General features: G+C 66.8%; 13 protein-coding genes and 2 pseudogenes. 5 read left to right on the top strand and 10 right to left on the bottom strand.

Annotated elements, in window-relative coordinates:
* Window positions 1-140: 140 nt before the first annotated feature.
* Window positions 141-1088: a M56 family metallopeptidase gene (locus V5P93_RS11450; protein WP_219824168.1), complete on the bottom strand. Its 948-nt coding sequence runs from the start codon at window positions 1086-1088 to the stop codon at window positions 141-143.
* Between the two features lie 60 nt (window positions 1089-1148).
* Here V5P93_RS11450 and V5P93_RS11445 point away from each other — a divergent pair, with 60 nt between their 5' ends.
* On the top strand, window positions 1149-1535 hold the full coding sequence (locus V5P93_RS11445) for a BlaI/MecI/CopY family transcriptional regulator (protein ID WP_245931702.1): 387 nt from the start codon (window positions 1149-1151) through the stop codon (window positions 1533-1535).
* A 4-nt stretch (window positions 1536-1539) separates the two neighbouring features.
* On the opposite strand, the gene V5P93_RS11440 is transcribed toward V5P93_RS11445, so the two are convergent.
* The gene (locus tag V5P93_RS11440; protein ID WP_181043885.1) at window positions 1540-1773 is read right to left on the bottom strand and encodes a hypothetical protein; all 234 of its coding nucleotides are present in this window, start codon (window positions 1771-1773) and stop codon (window positions 1540-1542) included.
* A gap of 35 nt (window positions 1774-1808) precedes the next feature.
* Here V5P93_RS11440 and V5P93_RS11435 point away from each other — a divergent pair, with 35 nt between their 5' ends.
* Genes V5P93_RS11435 through V5P93_RS11425 form a run of 3 tightly spaced genes read left to right on the top strand, consistent with a single transcriptional unit; the run spans window position 1809 to window position 3653 of the window.
* Window positions 1809-2171, top strand: a complete 363-nt coding sequence (locus V5P93_RS11435) for a helix-turn-helix domain-containing protein (protein ID WP_245931701.1) — start codon at window positions 1809-1811, stop codon at window positions 2169-2171.
* Complete coding sequence (locus tag V5P93_RS11430) at window positions 2066-2716, top strand: IS630 family transposase (protein ID WP_245931700.1); 651 nt, start codon at window positions 2066-2068, stop codon at window positions 2714-2716. Before V5P93_RS11435 ends, V5P93_RS11430 begins: the two co-directional genes overlap by 106 nt.
* 40 nt (window positions 2717-2756) lie before the next feature.
* Window positions 2757-3653 carry a WD40 repeat domain-containing protein gene (locus tag V5P93_RS11425; RefSeq protein ID WP_104482798.1) on the top strand — a complete coding sequence of 299 codons (897 nt, stop codon included), beginning with the start codon at window positions 2757-2759 and terminating at the stop codon, window positions 3651-3653.
* A 119-nt stretch (window positions 3654-3772) separates the two neighbouring features.
* Here the strand turns inward: V5P93_RS11425 and V5P93_RS11420 are convergent.
* Window positions 3773-4346: pseudogene (locus V5P93_RS11420) on the bottom strand (IS5 family transposase); the annotation flags it as partial.
* Window positions 4347-4379: 33 nt separating this feature from the next.
* A complete protein-coding gene (locus V5P93_RS11415) occupies window positions 4380-5393 on the bottom strand; it encodes a helix-turn-helix transcriptional regulator (protein WP_181043875.1) in 1014 nt (337 codons plus the stop codon).
* A gap of 226 nt (window positions 5394-5619) precedes the next feature.
* On the opposite strand from V5P93_RS11415, the gene V5P93_RS11410 reads away from it, so the two are divergent.
* Window positions 5620-6507, top strand: coding sequence for a hypothetical protein (locus V5P93_RS11410; RefSeq protein ID WP_146108328.1), 888 nt, complete (start codon window positions 5620-5622; stop codon window positions 6505-6507).
* Between the two features lie 64 nt (window positions 6508-6571).
* Here the strand turns inward: V5P93_RS11410 and V5P93_RS11405 are convergent.
* The 6 genes and pseudogenes from V5P93_RS11405 to V5P93_RS11380 all read right to left on the bottom strand — a co-directional run.
* Window positions 6572-7016: pseudogene (locus V5P93_RS11405) on the bottom strand (DDE-type integrase/transposase/recombinase); the annotation flags it as partial.
* Between the two features lie 1031 nt (window positions 7017-8047).
* Window positions 8048-8404: a toxin-antitoxin system YwqK family antitoxin gene (locus tag V5P93_RS11400; protein ID WP_104482792.1), complete on the bottom strand. Its 357-nt coding sequence runs from the start codon at window positions 8402-8404 to the stop codon at window positions 8048-8050.
* Complete coding sequence (locus tag V5P93_RS11395; protein ID WP_104482791.1) at window positions 8401-9168, bottom strand: YwqJ-related putative deaminase; 768 nt, start codon at window positions 9166-9168, stop codon at window positions 8401-8403. Before V5P93_RS11395 ends, V5P93_RS11400 begins: the two co-directional genes overlap by 4 nt.
* Window positions 9169-9266: 98 nt before the next feature.
* Window positions 9267-9968 (bottom strand): WXG100 family type VII secretion target, encoded by a 702-nt coding sequence (locus tag V5P93_RS11390; RefSeq protein WP_104482790.1) that lies wholly within the window; start codon window positions 9966-9968, stop codon window positions 9267-9269.
* Complete coding sequence (locus V5P93_RS11385; RefSeq protein WP_104482789.1) at window positions 9965-10285, bottom strand: type VII secretion target; 321 nt, start codon at window positions 10283-10285, stop codon at window positions 9965-9967. The genes V5P93_RS11390 and V5P93_RS11385 overlap by 4 nt, the downstream gene beginning before the upstream one ends.
* A gap of 3 nt (window positions 10286-10288) precedes the next feature.
* Entirely contained in the window at window positions 10289-10747 is a 459-nt protein-coding gene (locus V5P93_RS11380; protein WP_245931699.1) for a YbaB/EbfC family nucleoid-associated protein, read from the bottom strand.
* Window positions 10748-10816 lie beyond the last annotated feature (69 nt).

The raw sequence follows: 10816 nt of genomic DNA, 5'->3' as shown, positions 1-10816 counted from the left end.
TCCCAAGAGGACAGTGCGATCACCGTGGCGCGTCAGGTGTCGGACGTCGTTCCCCGCGAACCGCGCACGGTCGTCGAGCGACGCGCCACCACCTGAGGTTAGCCTAGCCTATCTTCTACTGATGTGTAGAAGCAAGGGCCTCAGAACGCGTCCCAACCGGCCACACCCAGCAGCTCGAACAGGTCGTAAACGCACTCACCGGTCCACACCGCGGTGCCGATCGCCAACAGTGGCAAGAGGACTCCCCACCAGCGGCCCTCGCGGCCGGGTGCGAACAGCGCGGCGACCCGCCGCGGCACGATGCCGGGCGCGGCGCCCAGGGCCATCAGCGACCCGGCGGGCCGTTCGGCGCGGCTGCCCGCGGCGGCCAGCGCGGCGTGCCCGATCGCCCGCCCGACCCGTTCGCGGTCGCCGATCGCCACCGCGGCCGCCTCGTCGGCGGCCCGCTCCACCAGGTACTCGACCTGTCCGGCGACCGGCCGCAGCAGCGGGTGCGCGACCGCGGCGACGCGCGCCCACCACAGCAGCCGGTGGTGGCCGCCGTCGAGGTGGGCGCGTTCGTGGGCGATCACGGCGTCGAACTGGCGCTCGTCGAGCAGGTCGCGCAACCCCCTGGTGACGACGATCCGACCGGGCCGCCCGGGCACCGCGAAGGCGTCCACCCGCGGGTCGTCGAGGAGCACGACGGCGCCGCCGCCCGCCCAGCCACCGCTCGCCACGCGCAACTCGCGCCTGCGCCGCGCCCAGGCCCGCAGCCCCGCGGCCACCACCACGACCAGCCAGCCGAGGGAGACCCACGACACCCAGGGGACATGGGCCGTGTCGTCGACCACACGCTGGTGCGACCAGCCACCCCAGCTCGCCACGACCGGCAGTTCCGCGAGCGCCTTGAGCGCGAACGCGGCGAGGTTGACCGTGGACGCGACCGCCGCGACGAGCGCAGACCCCGCGAAGACCCGCGCGGCCAGGCCCGGACGCAGCCGGTCGACCAGCAGCCAGGACACCCCCAGTACCAACAGCGGTGTGGCAACCATGGACCAGGCGAAGTGGTCGAACACGGTGTTCCCCTCGGCGGACGACACGGTCATCCTGCCGGTCGACCAGCGTGGAAGTCCATGTGCGCCGAAAGGCTGGGTAGCATCCCCCGCGTGCGGACAGCGGACGAGAGCGGAGACCCAGCGCCACGGCGCAGACCGGGTGAACTGGCCTCCCACGTGCTGAACACCCTCGTCGAGGCGGGCAGGCCGCTGTCCCCGGGCGAGGTGCTCGAGCTGCTCGACCCGTCCGGGGCCCTGTCCTACAGTGCGGTCGTCACCACACTGACCCGCCTGCACGAGAAGAAGGCGGTGACCCGCCAACGCATCGGCCGCGCCTACCACTACACCGCCCTCACCGACCCCCCAGCCCTGGTCGCCTGGCGGATGAGCAAACTGCTCGAATCCGAGACCGACCACACCTCCATACTCACCCGCTTCGTGTCCGGACTGGACAAGCAAGACGAGGAAACCCTGCGCCGCCTACTCGGCGAGAGCTAGTGGCTCAGCACGGAACGTTGACCCGGTAATTGATCTTCTTGGTTGACCGGTCAGGCTGGTCCCGCATGTCGATGCGGGAGGTGGTTGTGGCTCGTCGTCCAGATGCGTTCGTCCGGCCCTTGTCGATGGATGAGGGCCGGAAGCTGGCCAAGGTCAGCCGGACCGCGAAGGACCCGGTCCGGTTGCGGCGGGCGATCGTGGTGTTGATGTGCGGCCAAGGCCGGACGGTCAAGGACATCAGTTCGTTGATGCAGGTCAGCGACGATTACGTGCGTGGCGATTCATGCGTTCAACGATCGGGGGTTCGACGCGCTGGACCCAAAATGGAGCGGGGGACGGCCACCGACGATCGGTAAGCAGATCCGTGAGCGGATCTGCCTGATCGCCAGGATGTCCCCCGCCGACTGGGGCATCACCGCGTTCACCACTTGGTCGCTGTCCACGCTGTCCGAGCACCTCGTCGCCCGCGGCACCGTGGTCGCGATCAGCCGGGAAACGGTGCGCCGGATCCTGCGCGACGGTGGTGTCTCGTGGCAGACCACGACCACCTGGAAGCCTCGACCGACCCGGACTTCATCACCAAGATGCACCGCATCCTCGACCTCTACGACCACCCGCCCGCTGACGGTCGGGTGATCTACGTCGACGAGTTCGGGCCGCTGAATCTGATGACCCGCAAGGGAAAGGCATGGCGCCCACTAGCCAAGCCGCGTCGGTTGCGAGCGACCTACAACCGCAACGACGGCGTCATGCACATGCTCGCCGCCCTGGACCTGGCCACCGGCCGAATCACTTACCGGATCCGGCCACGCAAACGCCACCGCGAGTTCGGCGACCTGCTCAAAGCCCTGCGCGCCCGATGGCCGGGCCAGAAGCTCTACATCGTCTGCGACAACCTCTCCCCGCACCGCCACCCCACCGTCCGGGCCTCGGCCGCGGCCAACGACGTCGAACCGGTGTTCCTGCCGACCTACGGGTCCTGGCTCAACTGGATCGAGGCCGAGTTCGCCGCGCTGCGCTACTTCGCCCTCAACGACACCGACCACCGCGGCCACACCGAACAGAACACAGCCATCGCCGACTACATCCGCTGGCGCAACACACGAGCCCAACCCAAGACCGGCTTCGCCACCGACTCACCCATCAGAACCTGGACCGATTACCCGACCAAGGTCGCGTGACGAGCCACTAGCCATATGGGACATCGCCGGGAGCAGGAGCGTGACCAAGGTCGTGGCTCCCGTGCTCACCGAACCCGCGGCCGAGGTGGTGGCGTCGAGCCAACGCGATCTCGCTGCCTCCGCCACGACAGATGGGGACGTCCGCTTGTGGCGAACGGGCATCGACGGATCCATGTTCCCTATCGCCAACATGGCGGCTGAGAAAGGCAAAACGGTGGGACCGGTGGCGCTCTCGGTCAACGGCCGGATGTTGTTCGGGAGCGGGCGATTCTGGGACCTCGAAGATCCCACCAGGCCACGACAACTCCCTGGCAGGCCATCTCGAGCGGCCTCGGTCGTGTTCAGTCCGGACGGCCGCCTCGCGGCGTCCGTCGAACCTCGACTGGACATGGCGGGCGCTGTTCACCTCTGGGACACCTGCCGCGAGCACGACGATCCACCATTGGCCTCCCTCCCCACCCCCGTCAGAGTCGTGGCGTTCGCGAGTGCCCACGTCCTCATCGTTTCAGGCGATGGGGACATCATGCGCCCGTGGAACGTCAGCGATCCTCGCCACCCAGTCGAACTCGGCACGATTTTCGTCAGTCCCCGCCGCGGTGACAACGAAATCCGGTCGGTGGCGATCAGCCCTGACGGTCTGACCCTGGCTGTGATCCCCGACGACGAAGGGCCACCACAGATCTGGAACTTGTCCGATCCGACATTCCCCACCAAGATCGGCGAACTCACGGGCGCGCACAGTTCGACCAAGGCCATCACCTTCAGCGCGGACGGGAAGTCCATCATCACGGCCGGAGACAACACGCTGCAGAAGTGGAATATCGACGTCGAGCGCATCGCCGAACAATTATGCACCGACGCCTCCCCGCGAATCAGCCCATCAGAATGGAGGGAGTACGGGCTATCCCATTTAACCTACCGGCCGCCCTGCGCATGACAGCCCTTATTCGACTGACGTGTTCCGAGTTGACCCCTGCATGGGGGAGGCTGATGCCTGAAGGCGACGGCTCCAGCCAAGGCGCGGAATGAGGTGCGGACGAGGTTGAATCTCGTAGGCTTTGTCGGGTGGAGTTTGTCGGGCCGGAACCGCCGCCCACCCGGCGGTTGACGTATCGAGGGCATCGCGTGGATCAGCGGGCGCGGGACGTGATGGTCGTTGGCGTTGGCCGCCGACACGCCCCCGACCAGCGGCAGTCCGGCCCGGTCGGTCACAACGTGGATCTTCGAGCCGGGCTTGGCCCGATCGACCGGGCTGGGACCGGTCAGAGACCACCCTTTTCGCCCGCACCGCGGCGGCGTCGACCACGACCCGCGACCAGTCCACTAAACCCTGTTCACCGAGCCGGTCGAGCACGGCGTGGTGAACCCGGGTCCAGAGCCCGGCCATGGGTCCAGTTGGTGAATCGCCGATGCGCAGTCGGTACCGTGACCCCGAACGACCGCGGCAACATCCGCCACGCGCACCCGCTGTTCACCACGAACACGATCGCGGTGAACACCGCCCGATCATCCAACGGGGCCGTTCCGCCGCCTGCGGGCGAGACGCGAACCCCGGAATCAACGGCTCCACCAACGCCCACAACTCATCCGGCGCCAACCGCAACGACAACCCATCCACACCTAAGATCATCCCACATCAAGATCAACCACGCGAGACAGGGTCTTAGCCTCGCCATCCACTTCGCCAGAGAACGCCGACTGCGTCTGCTCGGTTGCGGGCATTGAGCTTCTTGTGGACGCGGTCCAACTGGTTCTTTACAGTGTGCTTGCTGACGCACAGTTCCTGAGCCGCTTCCTCGATGCTCGCGCCCGTGGCCACCGCCTCCAACGCGGCTCGTTCGCCAGGGGCAAGTTGACGGATCTGTTGGCTTTCGTTTGGTTCACTGCGGAACAGGATTATGGTTCCTGGCCGAGCGTCCCGGGCTCCTGCGGTGATCCTGCCGAGGTGGACGTCGGATTTTCTGGCCGTCGCCACCAAACGTGACGTTGTGGGGGTGAGGGGTTTTCCCGGTGAGAACTCGTGTCCTGCGGGTACCGCTTCCGGGTTACCCGCCGTCACGCGGACTATGCCGGAGGCGTCCACATGGACCAGGAACGCTTGGATAGCGGGATTTTCCAAGCAAGAAAGTGAATCCACCAGCTCGGCAATGCGCGCTGCTTCGGTTGTCTCGTACAAGGAGTCCAGCAGGCTGGCCTGGAGGCAGGACACGAGCACCACGTCACGATCGGTGAAATCCGAGCCGCCTCGACTGAGTGCGATGGCGTGCACCTCGCCGGACCCCAAGGGCAGTGCGAGGGCGAGTTGCCGATCTATGCCGACCGGTCGATAGAAGTACTCGTACAGCTCCCGACCACGCAGTGCCTTCAGAGAGACTATGTCCGACCAGCGTACGGGCACCAGTTGCCGGGTCCGCGCGTACCACTCCAACAGCGGCTGCTGGCCGGTGTACGCACGGTAGGCCTCGTGGTCGGCGGTATCCATGGCCCCTGGTGGCCATGTGCGGAAGTCGTTGCGCATCCGTCGCGGCTCGAATACGTTGCTGGTACCTATCTCCGCGTCCACCGCCGCCATCAGTCCGGCAATGACGGAGGGGAGCACCGCGTCGGGGCTGGACCGGTCAATGGCGTCGATGATCTCCCGCGCGAGCCGCAGATCCGCGTTGGTGGCCTCTCGCACGCACGTCCTCCTCATGACGTCCCGGCCGCTGCTCGAAAGGGAAGTTTTTCCTATTTTGACCTACGACCGTCCATGTCAGAATTTTGCCCGGCGGCCGACGCCGCCGTCGTTCCTCGTTCGGAAGGAAGCGTCAATGTTGGACCTGATTGGGTCGCGAAGGCAAGGGCCGGAGCCTATTTGTCCGAACTCTGACCATCGCGAGAACGTCGGCTGACCGGACGGATCGATGACCACGACAAGCGAGGAAGACCAGTTCAACGCCCTCGTGCGCAACGAGATCACGGATGTCAAAGGCGGATGCGTCACCCAGACGGGTGAGGTTGGTGGCGGGCTGCACATTTATCCGCCTTCATGCGGAAAAGTCGCAAACAAACCTCACCCTCGGCGTAGTAGGTGGTATCCAACCGGGGCACGCCGAATCTCGACGGTGATGGGTGCGGCAGGGGTGATGATGATCGTAGCCGCGCTGCCGCAGGGCTCGGTTCCGGAGGCCACGTGCTGCGCTCCGGCGATCGAAACAACGAAGACCGGCACACCGACCACCATCACGAGGATGACGACAACCTCGACGAAGCCGACCACGTCGGCCGCCGCACCGCGCAGGAGCTCGACGGAAGTCAATGTGGTGGCGCCCACTGGCGAGAAAGTCGCGACGTCCAACCCCTCGGCTCCTCCGGCCGACACGGAACCGGGTGAGCCGCTGGTCAGCATCGCCCCGGTTGCCCTCCACCTCGCAAGTTATCCGCGCACCTGTGTCATCAACGGCCACGCCTACCCGAACTCGATCCTCCTCACACCCACCGCGTCCGAGGCCGCCCGGGTGGACTACCAACTCCCCGACGCCACCCGGTTCGTCGCCACCATCGGACTGGTCGAGACGTCGACCGGGACCTCGCCCAACGGCACGATCTTCGTCCAGGACGGTGGCACCGACCAGCGGACTGGACACACGCCCAAACCCCTGCCCGACACGCGTGTCGTCTATGGCCGGAGGATTCCGGTGGATGTGAGCATCCACTCGGGCACACCGCTGCGGATCCAGGGATCTGCGGGGGCGAGTCTCGCGCTGTGCGTGGCCAATCCGCGTGTGGAGCGAGGAGACCCCTCCAGCTAGGTGCGATGTCCGGAGAGGTTGGTTGGCCGGATGGGGTGATGCCGAGCTCGGTGCAGGTGTCTCACCAAGTGTGGGATCGGTAGGCCGAGCCGTTGTCGGACAGGACTCGTTCGACGGTCACGCCCAGGTCGGCGAACCGGGCCACCGCCCGGCGCAGCACCGCTATGGCGGTCGCGGCGGTTTCATAGGTGTGGATTTCGGCGTAGGCGACGCGGGAGTGGTCGTCGATGACGGTGTGGACGAACCGCGGTCCCGATCCTTGTTTTGCGGTGGGCGTTGCGTGGCTTGCCCGGTGTCGCGGCCCGGTTGCGGTCGCCCTGTTGTCGGCCGACGTAGCGGTGTCCGCCGCCGTCGGGGATGTTGACGAACTTGGTGACATCGACGTGGATCAGCGAGCCGGGGTGGTCGTGTTCGTAGCGGCGCAGCGGTTCGCCGGCGACCTGATCGGTGCGGGACAGGCGGTTGATCCGGCAACGCACCAGCACCGCGTGCACGGTCGAGGCGGACAGGCCCGAGCTGGTCCGAGACGCCCTCGACCTCGCTGTCAAACGGGTCCTGATCAGCGATAATGCGTTTTTCCCGCCGATCGCGGGTCTCAATACACCTCCAGGCTGTTCCGCTCCGCGCTTGCAGGGCACGGCATGCGTCCGTCGGTGGGGCGGACCGGGTCGTGCTTCGAAAGTGCGGTCGCGGAATCGTTCTTCGCCATCCTCAAGACCGAGATCGGAACCACCGTCTTCGACATCCGCGACAACGCCCGACACGAGGTTTCGCCTACCTCGACTCCTACAACCACGACCGTCTACATTCGACACTCGACTACCGGACCCCGCACGAAGCCCGCGTCGACTATCGTCAAGGTCTCACCCTCGTGACATGAACTCCGTTGTCCGGTCATCGGGGACAACCTCAGAAGCGGTTCCTCGACAGATCCACTTCACAACCGGAGGTCTTCACCTGTCAGCACGACAGGCCGTCACCGGCCACCTCAACTCGGGACAACGTCCCCGGACATCACAGGCGGCAGGTCCATACTCAATGGTCGGCCTACTGTCGTCACCCCCTGGCAACCAATCGCACAGCCGGGACACACAGGAGCAGGAGCGAAACCGGAGAGTTGTGCCTACTTGACTGTGCGTCAAGTGCACTTAACCTGCGTGAACCACTCCCCCAGACGCAGTGGATTCTCCGTTTCCGCTGGTCAGCGCCACGTTGGGCCGCCACTGGGGGCCAAGGAGACGTATCTTTCCGCGAGGTTATGGGGTCATCTTCTCTGCTTTGGTGCGTTCTCGGCGAGCAGTGGCGCGTTGGCGACGAGTCCACTGTACTCGCGGCTAATCCCGGAGAAACTTGTTCGTAAGAGTGGAGGGGACATGGGGAGAGCGATCGCCCGCGCTATGCCCTTGATGATGCGCTGCCCGCAAGCAGTGAGTTTTGAACCACGGGCCGGTCACAGGTCATGTTTGGGGTCCGCCGCTCGCTCGCTCGGCCACCAAGCACGGTGCCAGCCGGAACTGCTCGGTCGATCGCCGAGCCCGCCTTACGTCGCGCTGTAGTCCTCGACCACGGTGCCGTCCACCGCCCAGCGCAGCCTGCGGAGCAATCTGCCTGAATCGTCGAACTCGTCGCGCCCGGCAAGGCCGCCGTCGCGGTGCCAGAACTCGTGCACGCCGACCGCGGTGCCGTAGCGGACAGCGCCCGCGGCCTTGGGCTCGCCGGACGGGTACCACTCCGCAGAGGGGCCGTCCTCCATCCCGTTGAAGTACGTCGTCAGCGCGACGATCTGCCCATTGGGCGCGCGCTCGACGACCTCACCGGTGAACGGCTCGCCCTGATAGACGACGTGCAGGTCGTCCTCGGTGTCGACGTCGTCGAACTCGACTCGCATGCTGATCACTCCGGGATGAACTGGCTGTCGGGGTGGCCGCCATCCTGGGTAAGCCGACCCGCGTTGCTGGGGGTACCGGCGAGCATTCTATGGCAGTTGGCGCAGCACGGGGCGGGCTGCGGTCCGTCCTGCCGGAACGGGAACCTGTTGTCCACCCGGAACTCCGACATCACCGACGAGTCGGCGTCGGGACCGCGCCGCCACAGCAACTCGTTCACGACCTTCACCTCGGCGTGCCTCAACGGGTTGTCGCCGTGCGGGAACGGCGTCATGACCTGCTGCCCGTCGCGCATTAGCGGTGTGCCGTCTCGGTTGTATTGCGGGTACGGGCCTGCCGCGCGCATCTGTTCGACTCTTTCCCGCAGCACCGGGTGCAGCCGGTCGTCGGGGATGACGTCGGTCGGTCTGCCGTTGACGCCCTCGACCACAGCGCCGGTCCGGGAGTCGATGCCGACCGAGTTGACCGGGCCAGCCTCCTTGGCCGAGATCGTGCCCTCCTCCCGCATCTGCCGGATGTTGTCGGTGCGCTGGGCGGCGATGTCACGCAAGCGTTGGTCGACCGAAACGCCGTCGACGTGCGTGATCAGACTGTCGGCGTCGCGGGTGAGGCTGCCCTCCAGCACCCCGAGGTCCTGCGGGGTGGCCCGGTCGCGCGGGATCGGCGGCACGTTCGGCCGGGTCGACGTCGGCGTGCTCGACGGGGCCGTGCCGGACGGGCCCGCGGGCGTGCCCGCCTCCATCGACTCACGGGTCGCCCTGATCGCCGAGCTCATCCCCGAACCCGCCGAGCCGTGTGACCGCGACGGCCTCTTCGGGTTCGGGCCGTCCGTACCGCCGCTTCCCGGGTGCCTGGGTTTCGGAGTCACCAGCGCTACCCGTTCAGCAGCTTCGTCAGGTTGGTAAGACTGTTGACCAGGCCCATGGTGTAGGTGAGGATGCGTCCCGCCCACTTCACCACGGCCGCCACGATCTGCGCCGCGACCACCGGGATCGTCACCACGAAGATCGCCTCGACCGCCCACACGATCACCCGCGCCACCAGGTCGGCGATCAGGTCGCGGACGATCTCGCGGGTCATCTCGACCAGACCGCCCGCGCCCTCAGTCGCCGCCGCCATGCCCGCGGCGATCGCGCCCAACCCGGCGGCCGCGTCCACGTTGTTGACCATCAGCGCGCGATAGGAGTCGGCTGCCGGACCCGACCAGTCCGGGATGTCGTCAGTCAGGAACGCACCGAGTTGCTCAGCCGCCTCGGCCATCTCGTTCGCCATGTTCGTCCAGGTCGCGGCATGCGCACGGACCACATCAGGCTTCCCGGTGAGCTCATCGAGCATCTCGCGCAGTGGCTCGAAGTACTCCATCGCCCAGCCCAACCCGTTGGCCAGGAGCGCGCTGATCGGATCCAGCACGGACGCCGCGACCTCGACACCGAGGCCGACGCCCGCGAGGACGTCGTCGACCCAACCCTCGCTCTTGATGGCATCGACCAAGCCCTCAATGCTGTCCGCCAGCCCGGCCCCGGTCCACGCCTCCCGCGTGGACTGGACCGGGGCCACCAGGGAGCCGTCCGTCACCTAAGTCCTTCCCCATCCGCAGAGCGGATCATCAGCGAGTTGGTGTCCTCGGTGGCCTCGTACTCGTCAGCGCAGTCGCGCAGGGCTCGCGCGACCAGCTCCAGGTTCGACTCGACGCCCGAGACGAGCTCATCGGCCTCACGGTGCTTGCCCTCGAGGACGCCGGAGATCCACCCGCACAGCAGCCCGTACGCCTGGTTGTCGCCCGAGATGTGCGAGCTGGCCGCCCGCACCGCCGCGAACCGCGCGTGCACCGCCTCGACGTTCGCCGCGTGGACACGCAATTGTTGGACGCCGACGTGGAAACCGTCACCCATGCCTCAGTCCCGTCTGAGCGGGGATCGGGAGTCGAAATGCTCATCGTCGTCGGATCGCTCGGCGGGCTCCCCGCCGAACTGGCGGCCGAGCTTCTCTGCGATGGCCCGCCCGGTTGTCGACTCGGCCCCCATCGTCTCCGCGATGACCTCCTGCGACCGCTGGGCCAGCGTCGCACGAGCGGACCTGATAGTGGCGAGGATTGCCTGGGCCACCGCAGAGGGCGCCGATCGCTGGATCTGCTCCGTGAGCTCCAGGTCAACGACCGCGCCGGTGGAGTCGACCGTGACCTCGCCCATGCCGCCGGGATCTCTCGCGGTGACCCGCAGATCCTTCAGCCGCTCCCCCATCGCCTGAGTGTGGGCCGCCAGTTCGTCGATCCTGCCCTTCCAGGCCGCCAGCCGCTCCCGCGCCCCGTCGGGATCGAGAATGTCCCCGTCCATGTCCCTCTTCAGGTCGCCCACCGTGACGTCTACCAGACTAACCGGCCGCCGCTCGCCATGAGGGCGAACGACTCAGCTACCTTCAGCTGG

It is taken from the genome of Actinokineospora auranticolor, from assembly GCF_041897805.1.
Classification (GTDB): domain Bacteria; phylum Actinomycetota; class Actinomycetes; order Mycobacteriales; family Pseudonocardiaceae; genus Actinokineospora; species Actinokineospora auranticolor.
This window is presented reverse-complemented; position numbering and strand designations above follow the sequence as displayed.